Source organism: Rhizobium sp. NPDC090279 (genome assembly GCF_044769665.1).
Classification (GTDB): Bacteria; Pseudomonadota; Alphaproteobacteria; order Rhizobiales; family Rhizobiaceae; genus Rhizobium.
In genome coordinates this window covers 198,660-223,588 of record NZ_JBIVYI010000003.1, presented here as the reverse complement: position 1 = coordinate 223,588, position 24,929 = coordinate 198,660, and the positions used below count along the sequence as shown (strand labels likewise).

General features: G+C 61.8%; 26 protein-coding genes and 1 pseudogene. 14 read left to right on the top strand and 13 right to left on the bottom strand.

Features of this window, described 5'->3' with window-relative positions:
• Positions 1–46 precede the first annotated feature (46 nt).
• Both ACIQWP_RS09045 and ACIQWP_RS09040 read left to right on the top strand, forming a co-directional pair.
• Positions 47–1,264, top strand: a complete 1,218-nt coding sequence (locus ACIQWP_RS09045; RefSeq protein WP_402785155.1) for an MFS transporter — start codon at positions 47–49, stop codon at positions 1,262–1,264.
• A complete protein-coding gene (locus ACIQWP_RS09040) occupies positions 1,261–1,419 on the top strand; it encodes a hypothetical protein (RefSeq protein WP_402785152.1) in 159 nt (52 codons plus the stop codon). The genes ACIQWP_RS09045 and ACIQWP_RS09040 overlap by 4 nt, the downstream gene beginning before the upstream one ends.
• Positions 1,420–1,560: 141 nt before the next feature.
• Here the strand turns inward: ACIQWP_RS09040 and ACIQWP_RS09035 are convergent, their stop codons facing one another.
• Positions 1,561–2,001 carry a hypothetical protein gene (locus ACIQWP_RS09035; protein WP_402785149.1) on the bottom strand — a complete coding sequence of 147 codons (441 nt, stop codon included), beginning with the start codon at positions 1,999–2,001 and terminating at the stop codon, positions 1,561–1,563.
• A 322-nt stretch (positions 2,002–2,323) separates the two neighbouring features.
• Here ACIQWP_RS09035 and ACIQWP_RS09030 point away from each other — a divergent pair, with 322 nt between their 5' ends.
• Both ACIQWP_RS09030 and mug read left to right on the top strand, forming a co-directional pair.
• On the top strand, positions 2,324–4,303 hold the full coding sequence (locus tag ACIQWP_RS09030) for an oleate hydratase (protein WP_402785146.1): 1,980 nt from the start codon (positions 2,324–2,326) through the stop codon (positions 4,301–4,303).
• A gap of 6 nt (positions 4,304–4,309) precedes the next feature.
• A complete protein-coding gene (gene mug, locus ACIQWP_RS09025) occupies positions 4,310–4,888 on the top strand; it encodes a G/U mismatch-specific DNA glycosylase (protein ID WP_402785143.1) in 579 nt (192 codons plus the stop codon).
• Between the two features lie 69 nt (positions 4,889–4,957).
• On the opposite strand, the gene ACIQWP_RS09020 is transcribed toward mug, so the two are convergent.
• The gene (locus ACIQWP_RS09020; protein WP_402785140.1) at positions 4,958–5,938 is read right to left on the bottom strand and encodes a zinc-binding dehydrogenase; all 981 of its coding nucleotides are present in this window, start codon (positions 5,936–5,938) and stop codon (positions 4,958–4,960) included.
• 93 nt (positions 5,939–6,031) lie between these two features.
• Between ACIQWP_RS09020 and ACIQWP_RS09015 the strand changes: the two genes are divergently transcribed.
• Positions 6,032–6,940, top strand: coding sequence for a LysR family transcriptional regulator (locus ACIQWP_RS09015; protein ID WP_402785137.1), 909 nt, complete (start codon positions 6,032–6,034; stop codon positions 6,938–6,940).
• Between the two features lie 87 nt (positions 6,941–7,027).
• On the opposite strand, the gene ACIQWP_RS09010 is transcribed toward ACIQWP_RS09015, so the two are convergent.
• Together ACIQWP_RS09010 and ACIQWP_RS09005 are read right to left on the bottom strand one after the other, a co-directional pair.
• Positions 7,028–7,864, bottom strand: a complete 837-nt coding sequence (locus tag ACIQWP_RS09010; protein ID WP_402785134.1) for an alpha/beta hydrolase — start codon at positions 7,862–7,864, stop codon at positions 7,028–7,030.
• A 272-nt stretch (positions 7,865–8,136) separates the two neighbouring features.
• Positions 8,137–8,685 (bottom strand): NADPH-dependent FMN reductase, encoded by a 549-nt coding sequence (locus tag ACIQWP_RS09005; RefSeq protein ID WP_402785131.1) that lies wholly within the window; start codon positions 8,683–8,685, stop codon positions 8,137–8,139.
• A gap of 41 nt (positions 8,686–8,726) precedes the next feature.
• Here ACIQWP_RS09005 and ACIQWP_RS09000 point away from each other — a divergent pair.
• Positions 8,727–8,967 (top strand): annotated as a pseudogene (locus ACIQWP_RS09000) (MarR family transcriptional regulator); the annotation flags it as partial.
• Positions 8,968–8,972: 5 nt separating this feature from the next.
• Here ACIQWP_RS09000 and ACIQWP_RS08995 read toward each other — a convergent pair.
• The gene (locus ACIQWP_RS08995; RefSeq protein WP_402786089.1) at positions 8,973–9,536 is read right to left on the bottom strand and encodes a methylated-DNA--[protein]-cysteine S-methyltransferase; all 564 of its coding nucleotides are present in this window, start codon (positions 9,534–9,536) and stop codon (positions 8,973–8,975) included.
• Between the two features lie 161 nt (positions 9,537–9,697).
• Entirely contained in the window at positions 9,698–9,835 is a 138-nt protein-coding gene (locus ACIQWP_RS08990; RefSeq protein ID WP_155292424.1) for a hypothetical protein, read from the bottom strand.
• 241 nt (positions 9,836–10,076) lie between these two features.
• Between ACIQWP_RS08990 and ACIQWP_RS08985 the strand changes: the two genes are divergently transcribed.
• Complete coding sequence (locus ACIQWP_RS08985; RefSeq protein ID WP_402785126.1) at positions 10,077–10,694, top strand: 2'-5' RNA ligase family protein; 618 nt, start codon at positions 10,077–10,079, stop codon at positions 10,692–10,694.
• Between the two features lie 9 nt (positions 10,695–10,703).
• Here ACIQWP_RS08985 and ACIQWP_RS08980 read toward each other — a convergent pair whose 3' ends face one another.
• Together ACIQWP_RS08980 and ACIQWP_RS08975 are read right to left on the bottom strand one after the other, a co-directional pair.
• Positions 10,704–12,344, bottom strand: a complete 1,641-nt coding sequence (locus ACIQWP_RS08980) for a SulP family inorganic anion transporter (protein ID WP_402785123.1) — start codon at positions 12,342–12,344, stop codon at positions 10,704–10,706.
• A gap of 89 nt (positions 12,345–12,433) precedes the next feature.
• Positions 12,434–13,348, bottom strand: a complete 915-nt coding sequence (locus ACIQWP_RS08975; RefSeq protein WP_402785120.1) for a LysR family transcriptional regulator — start codon at positions 13,346–13,348, stop codon at positions 12,434–12,436.
• Between the two features lie 58 nt (positions 13,349–13,406).
• Here ACIQWP_RS08975 and ACIQWP_RS08970 point away from each other — a divergent pair, with 58 nt between their 5' ends.
• From ACIQWP_RS08970 to ACIQWP_RS08960, 3 genes are all read left to right on the top strand, one after another.
• Positions 13,407–14,381: a quinone oxidoreductase family protein gene (locus tag ACIQWP_RS08970; RefSeq protein WP_402785117.1), complete on the top strand. Its 975-nt coding sequence runs from the start codon at positions 13,407–13,409 to the stop codon at positions 14,379–14,381.
• A 260-nt stretch (positions 14,382–14,641) separates the two neighbouring features.
• On the top strand, positions 14,642–15,823 hold the full coding sequence (locus ACIQWP_RS08965; RefSeq protein ID WP_402785114.1) for an MFS transporter: 1,182 nt from the start codon (positions 14,642–14,644) through the stop codon (positions 15,821–15,823).
• Positions 15,824–15,939: 116 nt separating this feature from the next.
• Entirely contained in the window at positions 15,940–17,001 is a 1,062-nt protein-coding gene (locus ACIQWP_RS08960) for a succinylglutamate desuccinylase/aspartoacylase family protein (RefSeq protein WP_402785111.1), read from the top strand.
• 7 nt (positions 17,002–17,008) lie between these two features.
• On the opposite strand, the gene ACIQWP_RS08955 is transcribed toward ACIQWP_RS08960, so the two are convergent.
• Positions 17,009–17,161, bottom strand: a complete 153-nt coding sequence (locus ACIQWP_RS08955) for a hypothetical protein (protein ID WP_402785108.1) — start codon at positions 17,159–17,161, stop codon at positions 17,009–17,011.
• A gap of 130 nt (positions 17,162–17,291) precedes the next feature.
• On the bottom strand, positions 17,292–17,813 hold the full coding sequence (locus ACIQWP_RS08950; RefSeq protein ID WP_402785105.1) for a MarR family winged helix-turn-helix transcriptional regulator: 522 nt from the start codon (positions 17,811–17,813) through the stop codon (positions 17,292–17,294).
• 152 nt (positions 17,814–17,965) lie between these two features.
• On the opposite strand from ACIQWP_RS08950, the gene ACIQWP_RS08945 reads away from it, so the two are divergent.
• The 3 genes from ACIQWP_RS08945 to ACIQWP_RS08935 all read left to right on the top strand — a co-directional run bounded on the left by ACIQWP_RS08945 (position 17,966) and on the right by ACIQWP_RS08935 (position 20,153).
• Entirely contained in the window at positions 17,966–18,322 is a 357-nt protein-coding gene (locus ACIQWP_RS08945; protein ID WP_402785102.1) for an ArsC family reductase, read from the top strand.
• Positions 18,323–18,332: 10 nt separating this feature from the next.
• The gene (gene ybaK / locus ACIQWP_RS08940) at positions 18,333–18,806 is read left to right on the top strand and encodes a Cys-tRNA(Pro) deacylase (protein ID WP_402785099.1); all 474 of its coding nucleotides are present in this window, start codon (positions 18,333–18,335) and stop codon (positions 18,804–18,806) included.
• A gap of 93 nt (positions 18,807–18,899) precedes the next feature.
• Positions 18,900–20,153 (top strand): aminopeptidase, encoded by a 1,254-nt coding sequence (locus ACIQWP_RS08935; RefSeq protein ID WP_402785096.1) that lies wholly within the window; start codon positions 18,900–18,902, stop codon positions 20,151–20,153.
• 76 nt (positions 20,154–20,229) lie between these two features.
• Here the strand turns inward: ACIQWP_RS08935 and ACIQWP_RS08930 are convergent, their stop codons facing one another.
• Both ACIQWP_RS08930 and xseA read right to left on the bottom strand, forming a co-directional pair.
• The gene (locus ACIQWP_RS08930) at positions 20,230–20,820 is read right to left on the bottom strand and encodes an NAD(P)H-dependent oxidoreductase (RefSeq protein ID WP_402785092.1); all 591 of its coding nucleotides are present in this window, start codon (positions 20,818–20,820) and stop codon (positions 20,230–20,232) included.
• On the bottom strand, positions 20,820–22,424 hold the full coding sequence (xseA, locus tag ACIQWP_RS08925) for an exodeoxyribonuclease VII large subunit (RefSeq protein WP_402785089.1): 1,605 nt from the start codon (positions 22,422–22,424) through the stop codon (positions 20,820–20,822). Before xseA ends, ACIQWP_RS08930 begins: the two co-directional genes overlap by 1 nt.
• Positions 22,425–22,662: 238 nt before the next feature.
• Here xseA and ACIQWP_RS08920 point away from each other — a divergent pair, with 238 nt between their 5' ends.
• A complete protein-coding gene (locus ACIQWP_RS08920) occupies positions 22,663–22,890 on the top strand; it encodes a homogentisate export protein (protein WP_402785086.1) in 228 nt (75 codons plus the stop codon).
• A 1-nt stretch (position 22,891) separates the two neighbouring features.
• Here ACIQWP_RS08920 and ACIQWP_RS08915 read toward each other — a convergent pair whose 3' ends face one another.
• Entirely contained in the window at positions 22,892–24,730 is a 1,839-nt protein-coding gene (locus tag ACIQWP_RS08915; protein WP_402785083.1) for a hypothetical protein, read from the bottom strand.
• Positions 24,731–24,929 lie beyond the last annotated feature (199 nt).

The window sequence follows — 24,929 nt, the reverse complement described above, 5'->3', positions numbered from 1 at the left end:
GATTCTGACAGAATACTTGGGCCAATTATAGCTGGAGTCAAACATCATGCGCGCATCACACGCCTATTGCCTGTTCGTCGCGAGCTTTCTGACGGCGGCCGGTTACGGCGCGACCTTCCTTCTGACCGAGCATTTCCGTACCCTCGGCGGCAGCGAGATCGAGACCGGCATCACGCTTGGCGGTGCCATGCTTGGCACGCTGATTGGCGTCCCGCTGGTCGGTTGGTTCGCCGGCCGCTTCGGCGCGGCCCGGATGGCTGCACTCGGGGCGCTATCGGTCTGCGCCGGCTATCTTGCTCTGGCCTCGCTGCACACCCTTTCTCCCATGATTGGCGGGGCCGGCTTCCTCATCGGCCTTGGCTGGGGGGTCTTCTATCTTGCCGCGCCGATGGCCCTGTCGGAGCGCGTCACCGATCGCGAGCGTGGCTTCTGGTTCACGCGCTTCGGCGCCTTCCTGATGGCTGGCATCGGTGCCAGCCCGATCGCGGCGGGGGCGCTCACGGGAAGCCTCGGCCTTTCCACGGCGACAGCCTTCTGCGTCGTCGCCGCGGCCTGCGTTCTCGCGGCACTGCTCTTATGGATGTTCGAAAATCTGGCGCCGAGACCCGCAGCCACGACGTCGCAACAGTCCAGCGACGGCTGGGTGCGTAAGCTGCCGAGCATCGCTCGGACAAAAGCCATTTATCCCATACTGATGGTGGGTCTAGGCGCCTGCGTGTTCAGCGGTCTCCTGACGTTCCAGACGTCGCTGGTGCGCGGTACGGGCCTGCAGGCGAGCACCTTCTTCGCCGCCTATGCCATTACCGTGGTGGCATCGCGTTTCGTACTTGCCCCGCTCGTCAGCCGGGCCAACGGTGACCGCGCCGCCATTGTGCTCCTGTCGGTGATGATTCTTGGCGTGGTGGTTGCCTTCGCTCTTCCCTACGGTGTGCTGATCCAGGTTGCGAGCGCTGTTCTACTCGGCCTCGGCTACGGCCTGGTCTACGCGGTCATCCAGACACAGGCCGTCAACGACGGCCCTCCGGAACAGCGCAACGCGGCACTGACCTGGTTCGCAATCGCCTATTTTCTTGGCGTCTTCGGGTTTCCGATGCTGGGCGGCTGGCTGATCGTCGCTGTCGGCACCGCCGGTTTTCTTGGCGCCGTGCTGGTGTTCGGGATCGCCGAGATGGGCCTGGCATTGCTGCGCCTGCGTGATGTGCCACGGCCGCAGCCGCTGGAAACGTCATTCAACGAACCGCGCCAAACAGGAGGATCACGGTGAGCCATTCGGAGGTGAGCAACCAAGCCGAAGGCCCGCTGGCGATCGATGGCGAAACCGCGCATTTCGCCTTTCAGCGAAAAAATCCAATGATGTCAGAAGGCGCGATTTTTGACGGCGCTTCCGGTGGCATGGAACGAACCGAAAAAATTAGTTAGGAAATTCAACGCGCATGGGAGTTGTAACAATCGGGTGGGAATAAGCAGCACCGGGCGCTCGCCGCGTAGTTTTTCTTGGGAGCCTGATCGCTCATTCAGCAAATCAGGCGCCCAGGGAATTATGAGGGTGGAATCTTACCCTTACTTCACGGTAATGCTCATGCCGCTGATATCGGCATTGACCTGAAGACCGACCTGCCGGCCTGTGAGTTCGAGCTGGGCGCCCTTGTCATTGGTCATGACGATCATCTGGGCGCCTTTGCCGATTGCGCCGCCGCCGCCCGCTGCACCGTAGACGCCGCTTACATCCCGGGCGCGGCGAATGTTGCGCACGCTACCCTGAAAATATGTCTTCGAGGCTCCAAAGGCGAGGCCGCCCGAGATGCCGCCGATCGAGATGGGATATTTGCGGCCATGGAAGGTCAGCGTGCCTTCGCCGCCGGAGCCGCCGACGAAGAAAGCCGCCTTGTAGACGGCAAAGCGGATCGTGCCGCTATCGGCATGCGCGACGCTGGCGAAGCTAACTCCCGCGGCAGCAATGGCCGCAACCGCGACTGAACGAAATCCAGATGAAATCTTCATAATAAGACACTCCTCAAAAGCGCCGCTTACCCAGCCGGCCGGTCGCGACATTAACGTCGCATCAAACTTATACAGGAACGGTTTCGCGCGTCATTGGTTCCAAAGCACGGTAATAACAAAGCGTTAGAGCGCATCGAATCAACTGCGCGGGAATGAGGGGCAACGGCGATAGCAACGTCGTTTCGGCGGGGAATCGCTATGTCCTTATTCCCACCATATGCTAATACTCCCTGCAATATATGGTTGAACGCGTTGCGCTTCCCGCCAAGGAAGCAATGGCGCCTTGATCTATAAAATATTGTCTACAGACGGGAGGTTTTCCATGACAGGCTCGCCAGACTCCAGTCCCGATTCCAGCAAGACATTCACGGTGGAGAACGATGCCACCGCTGGCTACTGGCACCACAGCCCGGAAAATACCCTGCCACCACCCGACATGATGGGCGCCTATATGCGCAACCGCCCCGTGCCGGGGAATGAGGTGAAGGACCGCAAGGCCTGGATCATCGGCAGCGGCATCGCCGGTCTGGCGGCCGCTTTCTACATGATCCGCGACGGCCGCATGGCGGGTGAAGACATCACCATCCTCGATGCGATCGATATCGAGGGCGGCTCACTTGATGGCGCCGGCAATCCCGATGAAGGCTATATCATCCGCGGCGGCCGCGAGATGAACTGGAACTACGACAACCTCTGGGACATGTTCCAGGACGTGCAGGCGCTCGAGCTGCCCGAAGGCCACAGCGTTCTCGACGAATACCGGCTGGTCAACGACAACGACCCCAACTTTTCAAAAGCCCGGCTGATGCACAAGCGCGGCGAGATCCGGGATTTCTCGACGCTCGGCCTCTCGCGCTCGCAGCAATGGGAGCTGATCCGGCTGCTGCTGAAGCGCAAGGAAGACCTGGACGATATCACTATCGAGCAATATTTCAGCGCCGGTTTCCTGGAAACGAACTTCTGGTATCTCTGGCGTTCGATGTTCGCATTCGAGAACTGGCAGAGCCTGCTCGAGATGAAGCTCTACATGCACCGCTTCCTCGATGCGCTCGACGGGCTCAAGGACATGTCGGCGCTGATCTTTCCGAAGTACAATCAGTATGACAGCTTCGTGCGGCCTCTCGTCCGCCATCTTCAGGAACGCGGGGTCAAGGTTCAGTTCGGCACGCGCGCCTATGACCTCGACATGACAGTCGATGGCGACGCACGCACCGTGACGTCGATCCGTGCTGATATCGACGGCAAGGATGATGTCATCGCCGTCGGCCCGAACGACGTGGTGTTCGCGCTGACCGGATCGATGACGGAGGGCACCGCCTATGGCGACATGGAGACGGCGCCCGCGCTCCAGCGCGGACGGCACGAACCCGGCGAGACCAGCGATTGGACACTGTGGAAGAACCTGGCGAAGAAATCGCCGATCTTCGGAAAGCCGGAGAAATTCTACGGCGATACCGAAAAGTCGATGTGGGAGTCGGTCACGCTCACCTGCAAGCCCTCGCCCTTCGTGGAAAAGCTGAAGGAACTCTCGGTCAACGATCCCTATTCGGGAAAATCGGTCACCGGCGGCATTATCACCTTCACCGATTCCAACTGGGTGCTCAGCTTCACCTGCAACCGCCAGCCGCATTTTCCCGACCAACCCGACGACGTGCTCGTCATCTGGGTCTATGCGCTGTTGATGGACAAGGAGGGCAACTACGTCAAGAAACCGATGCCGGCATGCACCGGTCGCGAGATCATCGCCGAACTCTGCTATCATCTGGGCATCGAGGATCAGCTTGATGCGGTCGTCGCCAATACCAAGGCACGCCTTGCGCTGATGCCCTACATCACCGCCATGTTCATGCCGCGCGCGGCAGGCGACAGGCCGCATGTCGTGCCGGCGGGATGCACCAACCTGGCATTGATGGGGCAGTTCGTGGAAACCTCGAACGACATCATCTTCACGATGGACAGCTCGATCCGCACGGCGCGCGTCGGCGTCTACACGCTTTTAGGCCTGCGCAAGCAGGTGCCTGACATCAGCCCCGTCCAGTATGATATCCGCACCCTCCTCAAGGCGGCGCGGGCACTTAATAATGACGAGCCCTTTCCGGGTGAACGGCTGCTTCACCGGCTGCTGGACAAGACCTATTTCGCCCACATTCTGCCGCCGTTGCCGGACCAGGAAACCACGCTGCGCGAAAAGGCCGAAGGCGAGCTTGCCGAACTCTTCGGAGTCGGCGGGCAAGCGGTTAGCCGGGTTATAAACTTGCTGGAGAAGGTCAGGGAAAATCTGATATCGCGCAGCAAGCGCTGATGCACGATGTCAGACAATCCGGTCGAAGAGATGAATGAGCCAATCGAAAGCGCAGCGCCAACGGGCGGGCTGGCGGAGATTCTCGCGCCCCGCCTTTCCGTCATCTTCTGCGGATTGAACCCGGCGCTAACGGCGCATCGGGACGGTCATAATTTCTCCAACCGCAGCAACCGCTTCTGGCGCGTGCTGCATCTTGCCGGCTTCACCCCTCGCCTGCTGCGGGCCGAGGAAGAGCGAGAAATGCTGCACTATGGTCTCGGCCTGACATCCGCAGTCTCCCGTCCGACGAAAAGCGCCAGCGAGTTGCGGAAGAGCGATTATGTCGCCGCCGCTCCCATACTCGAAGAGAAGATCAGAAGGCTTGCTCCCAGCAATCTGGCGTTTCTGGGCAAGGCGGCCTATGCGGCCATCAGCCTTCGTGCGCAGGTCGAATGGGGCAGGCAGCCGGACGAGTTTGCAGGCGCCTCGGTCTGGGTACTGCCCAATCCGAGTGGCCTCAATCGGGCCTTCGATCTCACAAAGCTGACAGAGCATTATCGTGAGGTGAAGTTGGCCATTGAACGCGATGGTAACGGCGTCAAATAGACGAGGATGACAACGTCGGACGCGTGCTGGAGGGCCGCGCAACATGATCGAGCGTTCCGCGGTCAATAACTACCGCAGCCTGACAACCACCTTGCCGGTCGCCTTGCCCGCCTCCATAAATTGGTGCGCCGCACGGATCTCCCCGAAGTCAAATAGATGAGCGGGTTTCGCCTGATACGAGCCTTCCGTGGCGCGATCGACGATGGCCTGGAACGGGATCTCCGATAGGGGAAAGGCCGGCGTACCGGTGACGAGAGCGCTGGCGAAAACGCTGAGGTGTACACCGCTTGGCATCTGAAACACCGGCTCCATTGTCAGCGGACCGCCTCCGCCGAGAAAACCCACTAAGCAGACACGTCCTCCGCGTCTAACCGAGGCCAGCGTATCCAGAACCGTGGTGTTGCCGACGATATCGATGGCGGCATCGATGCCTTGCGGATGCCGCTCCCTTATGACGGCCGAAAGCTGCGGCGACTCAAGCAAGACCTCTTCGGCACCCAGCGTCTTCAGACTGTCGAAGCGGGAGGCATGGCGCGATGTTGCCACCACGTGGGCGCCGGCTTGCCGGGCAATGTTCACGGCCGCCTGGCCGAGAGCCGACGTCGCACCGCGTATGAGAACAATCCGATCCTTGGCCACGTCGAGAATGCCGATGAGGCTCGTCCAAGCCGTGGCATAGGATTCCGGGATGGCGGCCAGTTCCTCCCACGGCAAGTCCGTATCGACTACCACGATATTGCTGGCGGGGGCGCAAACCATCTCGGCATAGCTGCCGTTGATGCCGCGCCCCATTCCGCCGACCAGGGCCATCACTTTCTGACCGGGAACGAACCGGTCATCCGGATCGAACCTGACAGTCCCCACGCATTCAATACCCGAAATCTCGGCAACGTCGCCCCAGGCCCCCTTGCGGAAATAGATCTCGGCATGATTGAGCCCGAACGCTTTTACATCGATCAGGACCTGACCTGGTTGCGGGATAGGGTCCGGACGCTCCTCTATCTGAAGAACCTCGGGACCGCCGTACTGCTTGATGACGATGGCGCGCATGTTTTTGGCTCCTGATGGCGTTGAGCCAGTAGATAAAATCAATCTGTATTGATAAAAAGATTGAAGTTTTGATGATCTCTATAGAGCCGAATTATGGACTTCACGATCCATCAGCTTGTCTGCTTCGATGCCGTCATTCGGGAAGGCAGCTTCCAGGCTGCCGCAGAGAAAATCGGACGGAGCCAGCCGTCCGTCTCCGCAGCCGTGAAAAACCTGGAGGGCCAACTTGGATTAAGCCTGCTTGATCGCAGCGGCTATCGGGTCCTGCTCACCGAGGCGGGCCGATCCTTTCATGATCGCATGCATGTCCTGCTGGGCGAACTTCACGAGCTGAAGACCTATGCGAGCCAACTCGCAATGGGTGATGAATCGGAACTCCAGGTCGTCATCGGCGATCTCTGCCCCCTCCCCGAAACCTTGGGCCTGCTGCGCCGCTTTTTCGACGGATGCCCGGGCACGCGGCTCAACCTGCATTTCGAGGCAATCTCCGGCCCCTGGGAGCGCCTATTCGACGGAGAGGCCGATCTCATTCTCCATCATATCGACAAGGCTGATCCGCGCTTCGAATTTCTCGATCTGTTCACCGTCGAACTCCTGCCTGTGGTGACGCCGGGCTTCCTCCATTTCCCGATCTCCTCATCGATCACGACAGAGCATATGCGGGACTACGTACAATGCGTCATCCGCGACAGCGCGCGGCATTCGCCATCGCGAAACTACTATCTTGTCGAGGGCGCACGCAGCTGGACCGTCAGCGACCAGACCATGAAGCGAGAACTCATCCTGCAGGGCATGGGTTGGGGACACATGCCGCGATACCTGATCGAGCAGGATCTGCGCGATGGGCGGCTGATCAACATCGCCGGCAAGCATCTGCGAGGCGGACAGGTGGAGATCGTCGCGGCCCGCCGTCGCGCCGAGGCGCATGGCCCGGTCGCCAGCCGCCTCTGGACCTATATTGCCGAGCAGGCCGCATCCTTCGCTTCAACCATTCTTTTGTGACCAGGCTTCGATGCAGGCCTTGCGAGCGGGCGACATGGATGGGAAATGACCAACGAATGCCGGCCGCATTTTCCAGGATGGTCCCGATCAATCATTCTTCTGCGGGTCGAGCACGCCGATCGTATGCAGCCACTGCTCCACGAGCGCCGGCCAGTGGCCAATGGGGAGCTTGGTCGAGCGAAGACCGAAGGCGTGGCCGCCCTGCGCATAAAGGTGCATTTCCGTGGGGACGCCGGCCTTCTGCAGCGCGATATAATAGGCGAGCGATTGTTCCACGCCGTCGACATCGTCATTCTCGGCTTGCAGCAGAAAGGTTGGCGGGGTGTCGGCGCTGACGGTGATGTCCGGGCGCAGGCTCATGTCCGCCTCGTCGCGGCTGGCGCGGTCGTCGTCCTCGTGCGCCCATAAATGGCCGGGATAGAGGGCGATCGCGAAATCTGGCCGGCTACTCAGCTTATCGGCGTCATCGACCGGTGCATATGTCCGCTGTGCGAAATGCGTGCTGACGGCGGCGACGAGATGTCCACCGGCGGAAAAGCCCATGACGCCGATCTTGTGGGGGTCGACCTGCCATTGCGCTGCATATTGGCGCACCAGCCCCAGCGTGCGCTCGGCGTCCTGCAGCGCGGTTTGCACCTTCGGATAGCGGCGATGTCCCTTCTCCCATGTCGGACCCGAATTCGGCACTCGATACTTCAGCAGCACGCAGGTGATGCCGCGCGAAGTCAGCCAGTCGCAGATCTCCGTGCCCTCCAAGCCCATGGCCAGGACCTTGTAACCCCCGCCCGGGAAGACGACCACGGCCGCGCCTGTGTTGTGGCCCTCGGGAGCATACATGGTCATCGTCGGTCGGCTGACATCCGCGACCGTCGCCCCGTCGACACCAACAGACTCGGGTTTCGCATCAGGGATGGCGTCCGGCACCGTCCCAGGCCAAATCGGCACCTCGATGTGGCCGGATGAAGGTTGCCAAACTGCGGAGTGTGCTTGCGAACATGCGCAAATGACCACAAGGAGAGACATTGCAAAGATCGATTTCTGCATGGCGCGATGGATGTCCCGCTGCGAGCGTCAATTTATATCGATGAACGAAATCAACCCACCTTCGATGATGATCGATTGCAGCTTTATCATGGCTCCGACCGGCCGGCTGCAACGATCAATTGGCGAAATTGATGCGGCAGAACCATGCGTGCTCAACTGCGACCCAACTCGCCAAAAGCCCGTTCGAGCGTCGATCGCCCTTCGGCGAATTCCGTCACCGGATCGACTTTGCCGGCATTCGCCTCGATACGGGCACGCGACAGGGTGAAGCCCGGCATGGTTTCGACCGGCTTCATCTTCAATCCGCTCAGCACCTGATGCAGCTGGGCGGCGCATTTGCCGCCGCCATGGCCGCCATAGGTGACGATCATAGCCGGCTTGCCTGCCCATTCGCGATAGAGATGATCGAGCGCATTCTTCAGCGCGGCCGGGTAGCCCCAATTATATTGCGGGCTGACGAAGACAACGGCATCGCCGCCGGCGATCTTCTCGCTCCAGGCCTTAGTGAGATCGGTGCGATAATCGCCCGTGGCCGGGATGCTCGGCTCGACATCCATCGGCAAGGGCCAGTCGCGCAGATCGACGATTTCAAATTCGGCCGGCAGGATTTCGCGCCCGACGGATGCTACCCATTCGGCAATGACAGGGCATATGCGGTTCGGCCTGACACTTCCGATAATGACGAGAATTCTGGATAGCATGGGCGTAATACTTTCTCAATTTATGTGCATAATACACTTATATGAAAAAGGTGAAATCTGTAAAGGTGCAAAATACACATATTGCCGATGAGCTGGCCGGCGGCCTGCCGGACATCGTCAATTTCCTGAATACGCCGCAGCGCGATGAGGCCCTGTTGCGCGCGGCAGGCGCGGCTCGGAATGCAAGGGCCGCTCGGCGTTGCCGAACTCGCCGAACAGGTGGGACGCGATTACACGAGGGTCAGTCGCCAGCTAGCGCGGCTAGAGAGCCTCGCCCTAGTCATTGCCTAGAGCGCCAGCGACTGCTGCACCGGCTTCGGCGGCGCGAGCTGGACGCCTTCCAGCTCCAGCATGCGGGCCTTGGAGTTGGAGCCGCCGGGTGCGGAAAAGCCGCCGATCTTGCCGCCTGCCGCCAGAACACGATGGCAGGGGATGATCAGCGCCACCGGGTTTTTCGCCATGGCCTGCCCGACATCGCGCGCCGCTTCCGGCCCCACACCAAGCTGCTTGGCCAAGGTGCCGTAGGTGGTGGTGTGACCCCACCCAACCTGCCGGGCGGCATCATAGATCTGTCTGAAGAAGGCATCCTGCTCGCCGAGGTCGAGCGTGACGCCGGAAAAGTCGATCTCCTCGCCTGCGAAATAGCGCTTCACCTTGGCGACGACCTCGGCAACCTCTGGCGTCGGCGTGCCGGGCTGCGCACCCGGCAAGCGGCGCAGAAGCAGGCGCTCCGTCGCGCTCGCATCCTTCGTCGGCAATTGAAAGCGCAGGACGCCGACGTCGCTCCAGGCGATGCCGCAAAAGCCGCCGGCGGTTTCGAAGATCAGGTAATCTTGCTTTGTCTCGTTCATGACGAAAGCTCCCGTGATTTCACTTGTCATGAAAATCGTCCTCGGGAGCCTCGAATTCAACCCGATTCTTGCGCAAGCCGATATTGTCTACATTTTACCCGCTGAGGAAAGGGGCGCCACGGTGATGACGACGCCCCAATCCGTTCTTGCATCTGAACGTATCAATATCCGCCGCCGGTCGGAGGAGGATTCATCGTCATGCCGCCACCGGAACCATGCTGATCCGAGGTGGAGCAAGCTGAAATGCCGAGGCCGATGAGAGCGAGCAAGGCGATCGAGAAGATGGCTTTCGTCAACATGTGAGATCATTCCTTTGAGAACGGCACAAATACCCCTGACTGATGGTGAACAGATCAAGCGGGCGTTTTATTCGACAGCTTTTCTGAAACTGGGGTTCGGTAGGCCGCCTTCGGCCAGCTTGTTCGCCCCGCCTCACCCAAATGTTCTCTATTTGTTCTTGATCTGGTGGTCGTGCGCGCCTATGATCTTCGGACGACCAAAACAGGAGGAGGCAAAGCCGTGCGGCTTTGACGCAATCCCATGAAGAACAAAGACCAGCTCTCGCTCTATCTCAGCGGCGGATCGTCCAGCCGAACGCCACCGCCAATCGATCAAAGGCCAATCAGCGAACTCTATTTTGCAATCCTTCCCGATCGAGACACCGCCGCAAAGAGTGAGAAGCTTGCAGGCAATTTCCATCGACGGTATCGGTTTTTTGCGAAGCCGCGAAAAGCCAATCTCCTCCATGTGACGCTCTATACTATCGGCTCGTTTCGCCATTTGCCCGAAGAGACGGTGTTTGCGGCGATGGAAGCTGCCTCTAGAGTTAGGAAGCGGTCCTGTACAGTAGTCTTCGACCGGGCTGTCAGTTTCGGCAATGGCGATAATCGCCCGCTTGTTCTCTGGAACGAGAATGGAAACACCGAACTCAAGGCGATCTATCAGGAATTGGTCGATGCCATGAGGCTCACCGGCATTGAGCCGATCAAGGAAAAGCCTGTCGAGCCGCATATGACGCTACTCTATCAGGGTCGTCTGGTTCCCGACATTGTGCTCGAAGAACCTGTGAGCTGGACAGCTAAAGACTTCGTCCTCATCAACAGCCTACAGGGCGAAGCAAAGCACGATCACCTTTGCTATTGGACCTTGCGCGACTGAACGGCACATTCAAGCCTTCGGCTGGTTGCCATCCGCCGTCACCGCCGCCACCGCATCATCGACGCTGAAGCTGCAGCGGCTGCCGACGTCTGCAACGCCGGCAACAGTCATGAGATCGCGAACGCGGTCATGCACGCGGGCAAACTGGACGCGCAGTCCGGCGCGCCTCATCGCGCTGTCGAACTCCATCAGGGCATCCATGGCCGTGCTGTCGATATCTGAACTCTCTTCCAGGCTGAGAACGATGGCCCGCAACCCGGTGTCGCCGCGGCTGCCCGAGAGGATCTCGCCGAAGATCGTATCGGCATTGCCGAAAAACAGGGTTTCGCCGGGGCGCCAGATGGCAATGCCCGGCATCTCGGACGCATCGCCATGGCGGCTGACATCAACGAAGTTGTGGCTGTCGCCAAGTCGCCCAAGGCGGGCGACATAGGGCGAGGCCAGGCGATGCATCATGGCGGCGAGCGAGAGCGCGATCGCCAGCAGCATGCCGTTGAGGACGCCGAAGGCCAGCACGCCGATTGCAGCGCCGACCGCCACGTAGAAATCGCGGTGCAGGCGGCGCAGACGCAGGATCGGGCTCGGATCGAGCGCGTGCGTCAGCGCTGCGATGACGACGGCGGCCAGCACCGGCTCCGGCAGCAGCGCCACGAGCGGTCCGGCGCAGGCAATGAGGATCGCAAGGCCGATGGCGGCGAAAACGGTAGTTGCCCGCGTCTTCGCGCCGGCCGCCTCGCTGGCGAAGCCGGCGGAAAAGCCGGCGCCGACCGGCATGCCCTGAACGACTGCGCTCGCGATATTGGCGGCGCCGAGCGCGCCGAGTTCGCGGTTGACCTCCAGCGTTTCGCCGTAACGCAGCGCCAAGGCCCGCATCGTGCCCCAGGATTCGGCAAAGAGGATCAGGACGAGCGGCACGGTGAACTGCACCAGCCGCGAATAGGCGGTCCAGCCCGCATCCGGCAACGACGGCCATTGCGGCAAGATCTCGATGGCGCCGACCAGCTTGACGCCATGCGCCTCCAGACCGAGGAGATAGGAGGCAAGAATGCCGGCGGCGAGCACGAGGAAGGCGCCGGGAACGCCGGGCAATCGCTTCAAGAGCAGCAGTGCCGCAAGCGCGATGACGCCGACGGCGACGCTGATCGGATTCCACTGCAATACGGCACCAAAGAGTGTGGCGGCATAGGTCACGATGTTCGAGCCCTGCACAGATACGCCGACGAGGATCGGCAGCTGATGCAGGATGATGGTGATCGCCAGCCCCAGCGCGAAGCCGCGCAGCACGGGCCGCGAGATGAACCCGGTGATGCCGCCAAGGCGCAATGCGCCGGCAACGACGAAGAGAATGCCTGCGAGCGCGACGGCGACCGTCGCAAGGCCCATCTTGACCGTGGCATCGCCCGGCACGACGGCCAATGTCGCCGCAAGAATGGCCGCGGACGAGGATGTAGGGGAGACGATGGCAAAGCGGCTGCGGCCGAATATGGCATAGACGAGACATCCGGCAATGCCGGCGAGGATCGCCCGATGCGGCGGCAGACCGGCAATACCTGCGTAGGCAACCGCTTCCGGCAGCATCAACCCGGCCACCGATATGCCCGCGACCAGATCCGCCCTGTCCACTCCGAACCAACTGCCCAGCTTCGTCATCGATCACCGACCATAGGGATGGCGCATCCTTTTATGGATAGAGATTCGCGGCCAAGCTGCAACAGGAAAATGCCGATCGGAAATGGGGCTTACGCCGCCGCATCCGCACCGTCCCGCAACGGACAGCTGCGACCGATGATCTCGGTGACGAAATCCATGACGGCGCGGATGGCCGGCGAGCGGCGGAGATCAGGATAAGTCACGAGCCAGAGATCGCGCGTCGGCGACGGGATTGCCACCGGCAGGCGCGTCAATCCCGCCTCGCGATCGCCCAGAAAGGCTGGGAGCGCCACGACGCCGAGACCGGCACGGGCAGCCTCGAGCTGACCGAAGACATCGGTGGCGCGAAACACGATCGGCCGGCCTTCCAGCAGGCTGCGCAGCCAGGTCTGCTGCGTCAGATGCTCCATTGCCGTATCATAGCCGATGAAGGCCCAGTCCTCCTCGGGCATTTGCGCCACCGCGGCAACGGCATAGAGGCCGAAGCGCATGACGCCGATACGCCGCACCAGGAGATCGCTCTCCTCCGGCCGCGTCATGCGCACGGCGATATCAGCTTCGCCGTAGTTGAGCGCAGCGCGGCGGGTGACGCCTGCTATCGTCAGGGTGATATCCGGGTGCTCGCTGCGGAACAACGCCGCTTTCGGCGCCAGAAGATGGGCGGCGATCGACGGCGGTGCACTGACCTTGACCGCCGCGGAAAGCCCGGCGACGGCGCTCTTCGAATAGCGCCTGATCGCTTCGACATTTTCCTCCATGCCGGTCACGAGCTCGGCAATGGCGCGGCCGTCCGCCGTCAAGGGCGAAGTGCGCGGGCGCCGGTCGATGAGGCGCAGATCGAGCGAACGCTCCAGCGCGGCAATGCGTCTGCCGACGGTTGCGTGATCGACGCCCAGCTCGCGCGCCGCAGCCGAGAGCGAACCGGTCCGTGCCAGCGCGGCGAAATGAAGAAGGTCCTGCCAATCGATCATCGGTGCATTATTGCACAGATGTGGTGAGCTCATACCGAATTTATTCAAACCGGCATTTATGGTCAAAGATCTCCTGAAAGGAGACTTCTACATGCCCCTAGCGATTGCCATTACCGGCCCCGGCGGACCCGAGGCCATGAAAGCCGTCGAGCTCCCCGCCACCGAGCCAGGCCCCGGCCAGGCGCGCATCCGCCAGAGCATTTCCGGCGTCAATTTCGTCGACATCTATGTCCGGTCCGGGCTTTATCCTCTGCCGCCAGGCCAGAGCGTGCTCGGCTTCGAGGGTGCCGGCGTCATCGAGGCGCTCGGCCCTGACGTCGAAGGGCTGAAGATCGGCGACCGCGTCGCCTATATCGGCCATCCGCTTGGCAGCTATGCCGAAGTTCGCACGCTATCGGCCGCCCGCCTGGTGAAATTGCCCGAAGGCGTCAGCGAGCGGGTCGCCGGCAGCACGATGCTGCGCGGGTTGACCGCGCAAATGGTGCTGCAGAAGGTCTATCCGGTGAAATCAGGCGAATGGGTGCTGGTGCATGCAGGCGCCGGCGGTCTCGGCCAGCTCGTCACGCGCCTTGCCAAGCGGATCGGCGCCAACGTCATCGCCACGGTCGGCTCCGAAGCCAAGGCCGGGTTTGCCTACGAGGCCGGCGCGGATGTCGTGCTGCTGCACACATCGGAGGATTGGGTGGAGGAAACGCGCCGCATTGCCGATCGCCGCGGCGTGCATCTCGCCGTCGATGGCATCGGCGGAACGATGCTGTCGCAGACGCTTGCCGCCGTGCGCCCTTTCGGCATGGTCGCAAGTCTCGGCCAGGCAGCCGGCCCGATTCCGCCGATCCAGATAGAGGAGCTGACCGCGCCGCGCGCGATCAGTCTGTCGCGCCCGAGCGTATTGACCTATGCCAACGATCCGGAACTCTACCGCCAGGGCACGACGGCGCTGATGGCGGCGCTGCAAGCCGGCCTGGTCAACCCGATCGGCGCGGAATACGAGCTGAAGGATGCGGCCCAGGCCCATGCCGATCTCGAGGCTGGACGAACGACAGCCAGCGTCGTCTTGACGATGTGAGACGCTTCGAGCGGGGCCGGCTCGTCGGTCCCGCTCCAAAGGCGCAACGCCTTCGGGCCGCACGCACAATCAATTCATCCCGTCAATGGCTTTTGCTGCAAGGCAGCAATTCGTTGACCTCGGGTGCTTTTGCCTGATACCGGTTATCCGTGGCGACGCACGGGCTTCAGGCCACCGCCGCCATCGCTATTCGATACGAACCCCGATCCTTCGTGGCAAACAGCATGGGCATCGCTACTGGTGCCCGCAGGCGATATCCCGTGAACACTGCCTCCCAGACCATTCGATCCACTTCGACCCTATCCCTCGTCTCGATCGTCGCACTGACCTTCTTCGGCTACCTCGCCATCGGGCTTCCGCTTGCGGTTCTGCCGACCTATGTCGACAGCGGCCTCGGCTTCGGCGTCGTCTGGGCCGGCATCGCCGTCAGCGTGCAATATGTCGCGACCATCGTCAGTAGGGCGCAGGTCGGGCGGCTCTGCGATCAATACGGGCCACGCCGCTCGGTCTTTCTCGGCTTCCTCGCCTATGGCCTGTCAGGCGCGCTGACGATCGCCTCCACATTTACGATCCACGTCCCGACGGCCAGCCTTGCGCTCCTGCTTGCGGGCCGGCTGGCGCTCGGCATCGGCGAAAGCTGGGTGAGCACGGCGGCGATCACCTGGGCGATCGGCCTGATGGGGTCGCGTGAAACCGTTCGCATCATCTCCTGGAACGGCATCGCCACCTATGGCGGCATCGCGCTTGCCGCCCCCGTGGGTGCCTGGTTGCAGGGACAGTACGGCTTCTTCGCCATCGGCGTCGTCACCATCGTCCTTGCCGTCGCCGGATTCATGCTGGCGCAAACGCGGCCACCTGTTCCGGGCGTGAAGGAAAAGGGCATCGGCACCGGCCAGGTGCTGAGCCGCGTCGCGCCATACGGTGTCGCGCTCGCGCTCGCCTCCAGCGGCTTCGGCGTCGTCATGGCCTTCGTCGCTCTCTTCTTTCATAGCCGTGGCTGGGATGGCGCATCCTTTGCGCTCAGCGCCTTCGGCGTTGCCTTCATGGGCGTGCGCCTGGGTCTTGCACAAGCGGTTGCCCGCTTCGGCGGTCTGCCGTTGGTGCGCATTTCCCTCGTCATCGAGATCATCGGCCTCGCGGCACTTGCCTTTGCGCCCTCTCCGACCGTCGCGATCATCGGCGCGGCGCTTGCCGGCGCCGGCTTCGCTCCGGTCTTCCCGGCACTCGGCAACGAGGCGATGGAGCGCATTCCGCCGCAAAACCGCGGCGTCGCGCTTGGGCTCTACTCGATCTTCCTCGACGTGTCGCTCGGCTCGACCGGACCGATCGCCGGCCTTTTTGCCGATCATCTCGGCTATGCAGCCCCCTTCTCCTTCGGGGTCGGCGCGGTGCTGCTCAGCCTGATCCTGAGCTTCTGCCTCCGCAGAAACAGTAGCCGCTGAGAACCATTTCAAGCCGCTCTCCCCGATCCCGATGTCATCGCCGGGCGACAAACAGTTGCGGCCAGCGGTCAAGGCTTGGTATGGGTCTCCGATTATCATCAGCAGGAGGCCCGCACATGAACGCCACGGAAATCGTCATCGAAGGCGACACCGCGGGGATCGCCTGGCGGCTGCCGGTTCTGCATTTTGCCGGCACCAAGGCCGATGCGCCGAAGATCTATATCCAGGCCGCATTGCATGCCGGGGAACTGCCGGGCACGGCACTCGTTCATTTTCTCTGCGAGCGGCTGCGGCAGGCGGAGGCGGCGGGCACGATCCTCAGCGATATCATCGTGGTGCCGCATGCCAATCCGATCGGCGCGGCGCAATCGCATTTCGGCGAGATGCAGGGCCGCTTCGATCTGGGATCGCGCACCAATTTCAACCGCGACTTCCCGCTGATCTCGTCACGTGACCGGGATCTGTTGATCGAGAACCTTGCACACTATCCCGCCGTCGACCGGCTGAAACGCCAGCTGATCCACATGGCGCTCGGTGCCGATCTGGTGATCGATCTCCATTGCGATGATGAATCCCTGCAATATGCCTATATCGATGAGGCCTTCTGGCCCGAGGCTTCCGATCTCGCCGCAGCGCTCAAGATGGATGCCGTCTTGCTGTCGGATGGCGAAAGCTCGGCCTTCGAAGAGGCCGTCAGCTTCGCCTGGAAATACGAGGTACCGGGCGAGAAGAAGGCAAGGTTGCCGGGCAAGCTTTCGGTGACGGTCGAGTTGCGGGGCACCCGCGATGTCTATCCCGAAATGGCAAGGGACGATGCAGCAGGGCTCTGGCGCTTCCTGGCTGCGCGCGGCGCAGTGCATGATGACAGCGTCGCGCTCGGCGCATTCGATGGACCGGCCGTGCCGCTCGACAATGTCGAGATGATCCGTGCGCCGCAGGCAGGCACCGTGCTTTTCCATCGCAATATCGGCGAGCGGGTCGAAGAAGGTGAGCTGCTGGCAACCATCATCACCGCAGCCGGCATGGCGGATGGAACTATTGACGTCCGCGCGCCGCAAGCCGGCCTCATCATCACCCGCGTCTCGGACCGGCTGGTGCGCCGGCGTGGCGATCTGATGAAGATCGGCTCGGACAAGCCGAGCTCCGTCGCCCGCAAGCCGGGAACGCTGGAAGACTGACCTGAGTCTAGCGGCGATCGATGACCTTGCAGCGCATGGCAAAGGCGATCGCCGCCGCCTCGCGAAGGAGCACACCGAAGCGACGAAGTTGATGCCGCGCTCCGACAAGCGCAACACGCTCCACGGCCGTTAGCCGGGCAAGAATTGAACGATATCCCATTGCAATCATGCCTCCTATCGAGCTGATACAGGCAATGTTCAATGCATCGAGGGTGCAGTATGCGCCTCTCTGAACTGTATGTATGCAGTGTGCATATATTTTATGAAAATGTCAAGGCCCTATCAAGGGGCTACGTCATGAAGGCGATCGGGCAGCGATCCTGATCGCAAACGCCCTGATCGCAAATGCGACAGACAACATTCTGATCGTCACCGAGGTCGACCAATGCCGGCAGCAGCTTCTCGACGAGATGGCCGAATTGCGCCGCCTCTTCCGGGCCGAGCACCGCAAAGGCCCGATGAATGACCGCGCGGCGAGCGGCCAGGCTACGCTCGAAAAGCGCGCGTCCGCTCTCGGTCAATTGCAGCGACCGGGCGCGCTTGTCACCCTCGACGCCGCCGGCACGCAGTACGAGATCGGACGCCACCAGCTGGTCGACAAGGCGTACGGTGGCGGAATGGGAAAGCGCGATCATCCTGCGCAAGGTCTCGATCGTCAGGCCGGGCTCGGTGCCGATCTGGACGATGGCGGCAATCGCGCTCGGGCCAAGCCCGGTTTCATCGGCAAAGGCCCTTTCCATCTTGTCCACCAGAGCCAGGCCCATGGCGCCAAAGAGATTTTCCAGCCGCAATGTTTCCTTGTCCGTCGCCATGCTTGCCCGCACCATAAATATGCACGCTGCATATTTACAGGATTATTGGTGGCAACCGCAATGGACGAGGGAACCGCTTTGCCCTCAGGCCGGCTTTCATCCGCCTTTATTCGCATGTTATGCCCTATCCGACAGCAAGAGACGGATTCGACATGACGATCACCATTTACGGCATCAAGAACTGCGACACGATGAAGAAGGCCCGGACCTGGCTCGAGGAGCATGGCATCGCCTATGATTTCCACGACTACAAGGCCGTCGGCATCGATCGGGATCATCTGGAGCGCTGGACGAAGGAGGCTGGCTGGGAAGTCGTGCTCAACCGCGCCGGCACGACCTTCAAGGCCCTCCCCGAGGCAGATCGCACCGATCTTTCGAAGGACAAGGCCATTACGCTGATGCTGGCGCAACCCTCGATGATCAAGCGCCCGGTGCTGGAGGCAGACGGCAAATTGCTCATCGGCTTCAAGCCCGATATTTATGCGGCTGCATTCGGCAAGGCCGCCTAGAGATAAGTCCATGTCAAAAACCACCCGTGCGACGCAAGTGCTGACCCAGGCGAAGGTCGCCTTCACCGTGCATGCCTATGACTACGATCCAAATGCGGAACGTGTCGGCCTGCAGGCGGCGGAAGCGCTCGGCGAGGAACCGCATCGGGTGCTGAAGACCTTGATGGCGGAGGTGGACGGCAAGCCGGTCTGCGTCGTCGTGCCCTCCGACCACGAAGTCAGCATGAAGAAGCTCGCCGCAGCCTTCGGCGGTAAGTCAGCTACCAAGATGAAGCCCGTCGATGCCGAGCGTCTGACGGGTTATCATGTCGGTGGCATCAGCCCCTTCGGCCAGAAGAAGCTGGTGCCGACCGCCATCGAGGCCCAGGCGATGACCGAGGCCTATGTCTACATCAATGGCGGCCAGCGCGGCCTGCAGGTGCGGCTCAGCCCACAGGATGCATTGACCGCCCTCAAGGCCAAGGCCGCACAGCTGATTGCCTGACGATCTTCAAGATCGGACAAATCGCCTTCAATTTCGCCGCAAACCGGTCTAAGTCTTCAGACCATCTTCGATATCAGCCAAGCAGGTTTTGCCATGACATCAGCCTCCCCCAACCATCATCCCGTCGATCACGCCAAGCTGCAGAAGCTTGCGGAAGTGGCCGTAAAGGTCGGGTTGCAGCTGCAGGCCGGCCAGGATCTGCTCATAACTGCGCCGGTCGCGGCGATGCCGCTGGTGCGGCTGATCACGCGCGAGGCCTACAAGGCCGGCGCCGGCCTCGTCTCCACCTTCTATTCGGACGAAGAGACGACGCTTGCCCGCTATGAATACGGCGAGGATGCGAGCTTCGACCGCGCCGCGACGTGGCTCTACGAGGGCATGGCCAAGGCCTTCTCCAACAATACGGCGCGTCTTGCCATTGCCGGCGACAATCCGATGCTGCTCTCCAATCAGGACCCGAACAAGGTGGCGCGCGCCAACCGCGCCAATTCGGCCGCCTACAAGCCGGCGCTCGAAAAGATCTCGAATTTCGACACCAACTGGAACATCGTCTCCTATCCGAACCCCTCCTGGGCGAAGCTGGTCTTCCCGAACGATCCGGAAGCGATCGCGGTTGCCAAGCTCGCCAAGGCGATCTTCTCGGCTTCGCGCGTCGATCTCGAAGATCCGATCGCGGCCTGGGCCGAACACAACGCCAATCTGCACAAGCGTTCGGCCTGGATGAACGGCAAGCGCTTCGCCGCCCTGCATTTCCAGGGACCGGGCACCGACCTGACGGTCGGCCTGGCCGATGGCCACGAATGGCATGGCGGCGCTTCCACCGCCAAGAACGGCATTACCTGCAACCCGAACATCCCGACGGAAGAGGTTTTCACCACGCCGCACGCGCTGCGCGTCGAAGGTCACGTCTCGTCGACGAAGCCGCTGTCGCATCAGGGCACGCTGATCGACAATATCCAGGTGCGCTTCGAAGGCGGCCGGATCATCGAGGCCAAGGCGACGCGCGGTGAGGAAGTGCTGAACAAGGTGCTCGACACCGATGAAGGAGCACGCCGGCTCGGCGAAGTGGCGCTGGTGCCGCATTCCTCGCCGATCTCGGCGAGCGGCATCCTGTTCTACAACACGCTCTTCGACGAAAACGCTTCGTGCCACATCGCGCTCGGCCAGTGCTATTCCAAGTGCTTCATCGACGGCGCCAACCTCAGTCAGGAGCAGATCAAGGCGCAGGGCGGCAATTCCAGCCTGATCCACATCGACTGGATGATCGGCTCCGACAAGGTCGATATTGACGGCATCAATGCCGATGGTTCGCGGGTTCCCGTCATGCGCAAGGGCGAGTGGGCCTAACGAGGTTCAGCCATTCGAATGCGATCGTGCCGCGGTATCCCCTGCCGCGGCATCTTTTTTGGCTGGAAGCGCAGGATCAGATCGTCGCCAGCGCTTTCCTGACGCGAGCAAGATGCGCCTTGCGTCCGGCATCGGTTACACGGTCCATATCGTGCAGCGCCAGCATGCGGAAATTCAGCCGCTTGGCGCAGAAGGCGGCAATGCCGCGCTTCAACAGGCGCCGCACCGGATTTCCCATGTAAAGATGCACGATCCACCAGGGCGAGCCGGTTGTCGTCAGTGCCCAGAACAGGCGGATATTGGTGAGCTTCGGTACGATGCGACCACCGGCGGCATCATGGGTGAAAGCGACGCCGGGCGCAAAGGCACGATCGAAGAAGCCCTTGAGGATGGCCGGGAAATTGAACCACCATTGCGGGAAGACCAGGATCAGCCCTTCGGCTGCCCGCAACCGCGTGACGATATCGTCGACACCCGAGGTATCATAGGGCTGGTCGAAATAGCCGCGCCGCTCGGATTCGTTCAGGCGCGGATCGAAGTCCTCGCGATAGAGGTCGAGGAGATCGACCTGATGCCCTCCGGCAACGAGCGTCTCTTCGGCGAGTTTTGCCACGGCCGCGGCAAAACTATCCTCCAACGGATGGGCCAAAACTAGCAGGATACGCATCAGAACAGGCTTCCCTGCTTCGGCGGAGCAGCTGCTTCAGCCGGCTTGGCACTGCGCTTCTTCGGCGACGGTGAACCGGCCGGCGACGGTGCCCCGGCATCATCACCGGTAACAGCGCCGATGCGGCCATCGGCGAACTCGATCGAGATGGCGGCGCCTGCCGTGAGCGCGGCAGCAAGCGAAACCGGCCGATCATCCTCGTCGCGAACCACGGCATAGCCGCGCTTCAGGACGTTCTTGTAGGAGAGCGACTGCAGGATGCGCTCTTGTGCGACGAGCTCGCTGCGAGCGCGGGCCAGCTGATGGCGGATGGCGGTGTCGGCTTGGCGGACGAGATTGCCGAGGCGGTCGCGCGCGCGGCCGGTCTGCGCTTCGAGGCGAGACGGCAGCGTGGCGAAGACGGCATCGGCCCGTTCGATGCGGGCGCGCGAGCGGTCGAGCATGCGCTCGATGGTCCGCTCCGCGCGCGTCATCCGCTCACCCAATTGCTGGCGGCGCTCGGCGATGCGGTTCGAGAGGATATCCGGCCGCAGCTGCGAGGCCATACGCTCGAAGGTACGGCGCTTGTTCAGCGTGTTCAGCTCCAGCCCGCGGCCGAGACCAGTGGCTGCCTCATCGAAGCGGCGGCGCGGCAAGGCGAGGATCTGGTCGAGCGAAGGCAGGGCACGCAGCAGCGCCCGCACCGATTGGCGCCGCTGATCCATCTGCCTGCCCACTCCGCCTTGCAGGCGGGCGGAAAGGTTTGCGAGCTGTGCCTCCAGCTCGGCCTTAACAGGCACGGCCATTTCGGCGGCTCCGGTTGGCGTCGGCGCCCGCACGTCGGCGGCATAATCGATCAGCGTCCAATCGGTCTCGTGACCGACGGCCGAAATCAGCGGGATGTCGCTGGCGGCAGCGGCGCGGACGACAGCCTCGTCGTTGAAACTCCAGAGATCCTCCAGGCTACCGCCGCCGCGCGCGACGATCAGCACATCGGGACGAGGGATCGGGCCATCGGGGGCGAATTCGTTGAAACCGCGAATGGCATTCGCCACCTCGTCACCGGAACCCTCCCCCTGCACCTTGACCGGCCAGACCAGCACATGCACGGGGAAGCGATCGGAAATGCGATGCAGAATATCGCGAATGACGGCGCCGGTCGGCGAGGTGACGACACCGATCACGGCAGGCATGAAGGGAAGCCTGCGCTTGCGCTCGGGATCGAAGAGGCCTTCGGCACCGAGCTTGCGCTTGCGCTCCTCCAACAGCGCCATCAAGGCGCCCGCGCCGGCCGGTTCCAGGCTCTCGATGACGATCTGATATTTCGACGAGCCCGGGAAGGTCGTCACCTTGCCGGTCGCGATAACCTCCATCCCCTCTTCGGGGCGGAATTTCAGCTTGGAGAAGGTGCCTTTCCAGATGACAGCATCGATACGGGAGCGGTCATCCTTCAGCGAGAAATAGGCGTGGCCCGAAGAATGCGGCCCGCGATAGCCTGAGATTTCGCCGCGCACGCGCACCTGGTCGAACGCATTCTCGACCGTGCGCTTGATCGATCCGGACAATTCCGAGACGGAGTATTCCGTCAGGTTCGAAGGCGAATCATTCTCAAAAAAGCTGCTCATATCCTCCTTCTACCCGATGTCGCGGTAAATGCGGAGCCTGGCGCATACCCCTTAAGTCTGAATCGATCGAAGGGCAGGATTGTGCGCATATTTAAGGTGCTGCCGCCTCCCTTGCATGTCCCATAAAAGGCGCGGAGCTTATTGGTTCATCAAGCGTTAACCCTGCTGACAAAGCCTTTCTTAGCCATCCATGCGTAAACCTGTGCAAACTGGTTCTTGGTAAAGAGGATATGGAGCGATGATATTCGCGACCGCCACGATCATCGGAATTGCCGCCGGCCTGCAGCGCACGACGATCGGCGCACTGCTCGGCGTGGCACTGGTGAGCATCGCCTTCATGGCGGCTGTCGCGATGTCTGTCACACCGCCGCCGCTGACGACACTGTTCATCACGCTCGGCGGTTACAATCTCGGCTTCATCGGCTATCTCGTCACCGCCGACATGATGGAGCAGCGTCGCGCCTAGCTCAATACTGCGGCTTGAAGCGGAAGAAGCGAACGGCGGCACCAGCCGGCGCCTGGATCGGCTCCAGATAGGACGGCACATGCCCCGCGCCGAGCTGGGCATAAAGCCCCTTCGGTTTCATCTTGGAGAGTGCTTCCACCTGCGGATCGCCCTTGCAGAAGGCAACCAGCGTGACCTTGGCGGCAAGCAGGAGCGCTTCGGCGTCCTGCAGCTCGGCAAGCGCTATATGCAATTCGGCAAGCATCCCGGCCTGATCGCGATGATAAGGTCCGGACAGAGCGCGATGCGGCGTGAAGCGCAGAAGCGGCGCTCCCATGTTGGACGTCGATACGACCACACCCGGCTCCAGGCCGGCAATGGGTGCCAGCGCCACCTTCGAGGCGCAATCGGCTGTCTCCTCCGCCTTGGCGGGCGTCGCGACATCGAGGCCGTTGCCGAAGCCCCTCGTGGCCAGCGCGCCGCCGACCGCCCATACGGCCGGAACCGAAACCAGCATCGTCACCGCATAGAGCAAGGCCGAGCGTAGGCTCCTCGTATCGGCCATGTAGCTGCGCCTGAGATCGGCAATCACCAGAGCCAAGGGCGGGATGGCCAGCAGGTTGGCGAACTCCGCGCCGCGCACCTGGACGAGCGTAATCACCCAATTGATCGCGACCATTGCCATAAGGGTGGCAAAGAGGCCGGCGCGATCGCCGCGCAGGATGCGAATTGCGCAAAAGACCATGGCCAGAAGACCGGTTGCATAGAAGGCGCCGAGCGTATCGGGCTGGTGACGGGCGATCGAAAGGATCGGCTGAGCCTCGGTCACCTTGCTCAGCCAGAGGTCCACCAGCATGGGGTCCAGATCGGCAAGCGGATTGCGCAGGCATTGCGGCGCGAGCGCGACGGTCGTTGCGAACACGAAAGCGCCATTGGCCGCGAGAACCGCAATACGCCACGGCCGAGCCAGGCGGCTGGCAAGGATGGAGGAGAAGAGAAGTCCGACACAGCCGGCGCTGGTGATGCCGTAAAAGCCGAGCGAGAGATTGTCGCAGGTGACCATGGAATAGAAACGCGGCGGCACCAGCGAAAAGAAGGCGGCGCTGACGGCGATCGTCAGCGTCAAGGCAAAGGCTCTTGCGGCAGGCGCGAAGGCTTCGCCTTTCCAGGCCCACAAACAGGCAACCGACATGCAGGCGACGGCAACGAAGGGCGTCGTCTCGGCCCCGATGCCAAGCTGGATGGCAAGGGCAATGGCGGCGATGGCGAAGTTGCGCGGCCGATAGCTTTCGTCGACCAGCATGGCGACGGTAAGGGCGACGAGACCAAGCTGGACATTGTCGTGATCGATAGATCCCGGCACGAAACGCGGCGAAATCAGCACGAAGAATGCCGTCAGGATCAACGAAAAGTGCATGCCTTCCACGCCTGCGATGCGCCGGCCGGCAAGACCCATGAAGAACATCAGCGGCAGGATGAGCATCAGCGGCCAGACTGTCAGTGCCGCTGCTTCGGCGCCTTCTGGCGAAAAGAACATCCGGAAGACGAGAATGAGGCTTGCGATCGGCAGATCGATGAAGCGCGACCAGTGCATCAATGTCCCGCCATCGAGGCCGAGGCGGTATTGCATCATGTCGAACCAGCCCTGGCCGGCGAGGAAATCACGCACCTCGACGAGGCGCATGGCGTCGTCATTATCCGGGCCGACATAGTCGGTGGGATTGCGATGAATGACGAGCTGCGCGACGATGATGACGAGGGCATAGATGAGCGCGACGACGGCCGGATGAGACCAGCGCAGAGGCGCCTTCTTCTCTGCCGTTCCGGCTGCCTCGGGCGGCAATGCCAGCGTCTGCGCCATCTCGATAAACCTCATGTTGGAAGGATAGTCGGGTTGATACGCTAGCGGCTGCCCATCAAAAAAAAGTAAAGCCCATGTCCGCTGCCGCTTTCATCACGATAATGTTTTTCGCAGCGCCGATATCCCGCCATTTTTATTTCGCAGCCATAGGGTCTTATTAACAGCCAACGGGATAAGCTCTCGTCCGGATCGTCAATCG

Excerpts from the sequence above, each read along its gene's own strand:
- ybaK (WP_402785099.1), top strand. The coding sequence starts at position 18,333 with ATGTCAAAAACCACCCGTGCGACGCAAGTGCTGACCCAGGCGAAGGTC.
- ACIQWP_RS08970 (WP_402785117.1), top strand. The coding sequence starts at position 13,407 with ATGCCCCTAGCGATTGCCATTACCGGCCCCGGCGGACCCGAGGCCATG.
- ACIQWP_RS08990 (WP_155292424.1), bottom strand. The coding sequence starts at position 9,835 with ATGTTGACGAAAGCCATCTTCTCGATCGCCTTGCTCGCTCTCATCGGC.
- ACIQWP_RS08975 (WP_402785120.1), bottom strand. The coding sequence starts at position 13,348 with ATGAGCTCACCACATCTGTGCAATAATGCACCGATGATCGATTGGCAG.
- ACIQWP_RS08920 (WP_402785086.1), top strand. The coding sequence starts at position 22,663 with ATGATATTCGCGACCGCCACGATCATCGGAATTGCCGCCGGCCTGCAG.
- ACIQWP_RS09045 (WP_402785155.1), top strand. The coding sequence starts at position 47 with ATGCGCGCATCACACGCCTATTGCCTGTTCGTCGCGAGCTTTCTGACG.
- ACIQWP_RS09020 (WP_402785140.1), bottom strand. The coding sequence starts at position 5,938 with ATGCGCGCCATCGTCATCAAGCAGTACGGCGGTCCCGAGGTTCTTCAG.
- ACIQWP_RS08995 (WP_402786089.1), bottom strand. The coding sequence starts at position 9,536 with ATGAACGAGACAAAGCAAGATTACCTGATCTTCGAAACCGCCGGCGGC.
- ACIQWP_RS08955 (WP_402785108.1), bottom strand. The coding sequence starts at position 17,161 with ATGGGATATCGTTCAATTCTTGCCCGGCTAACGGCCGTGGAGCGTGTT.
- ACIQWP_RS09015 (WP_402785137.1), top strand. The coding sequence starts at position 6,032 with ATGGACTTCACGATCCATCAGCTTGTCTGCTTCGATGCCGTCATTCGG.
- ACIQWP_RS09035 (WP_402785149.1), bottom strand. The coding sequence starts at position 2,001 with ATGAAGATTTCATCTGGATTTCGTTCAGTCGCGGTTGCGGCCATTGCT.
- ACIQWP_RS08915 (WP_402785083.1), bottom strand. The coding sequence starts at position 24,730 with ATGGCGCAGACGCTGGCATTGCCGCCCGAGGCAGCCGGAACGGCAGAG.
- ACIQWP_RS08930 (WP_402785092.1), bottom strand. The coding sequence starts at position 20,820 with ATGCGTATCCTGCTAGTTTTGGCCCATCCGTTGGAGGATAGTTTTGCC.
- mug (WP_402785143.1), top strand. The coding sequence starts at position 4,310 with ATGTCAGACAATCCGGTCGAAGAGATGAATGAGCCAATCGAAAGCGCA.
- ACIQWP_RS08935 (WP_402785096.1), top strand. The coding sequence starts at position 18,900 with ATGACATCAGCCTCCCCCAACCATCATCCCGTCGATCACGCCAAGCTG.
- ACIQWP_RS09030 (WP_402785146.1), top strand. The coding sequence starts at position 2,324 with ATGACAGGCTCGCCAGACTCCAGTCCCGATTCCAGCAAGACATTCACG.
- ACIQWP_RS09005 (WP_402785131.1), bottom strand. The coding sequence starts at position 8,685 with ATGCTATCCAGAATTCTCGTCATTATCGGAAGTGTCAGGCCGAACCGC.
- ACIQWP_RS08985 (WP_402785126.1), top strand. The coding sequence starts at position 10,077 with ATGAAGAACAAAGACCAGCTCTCGCTCTATCTCAGCGGCGGATCGTCC.
- ACIQWP_RS08980 (WP_402785123.1), bottom strand. The coding sequence starts at position 12,344 with ATGACGAAGCTGGGCAGTTGGTTCGGAGTGGACAGGGCGGATCTGGTC.
- xseA (WP_402785089.1), bottom strand. The coding sequence starts at position 22,424 with ATGAGCAGCTTTTTTGAGAATGATTCGCCTTCGAACCTGACGGAATAC.
- ACIQWP_RS08950 (WP_402785105.1), bottom strand. The coding sequence starts at position 17,813 with ATGGCGACGGACAAGGAAACATTGCGGCTGGAAAATCTCTTTGGCGCC.
- ACIQWP_RS08945 (WP_402785102.1), top strand. The coding sequence starts at position 17,966 with ATGACGATCACCATTTACGGCATCAAGAACTGCGACACGATGAAGAAG.
- ACIQWP_RS08960 (WP_402785111.1), top strand. The coding sequence starts at position 15,940 with ATGAACGCCACGGAAATCGTCATCGAAGGCGACACCGCGGGGATCGCC.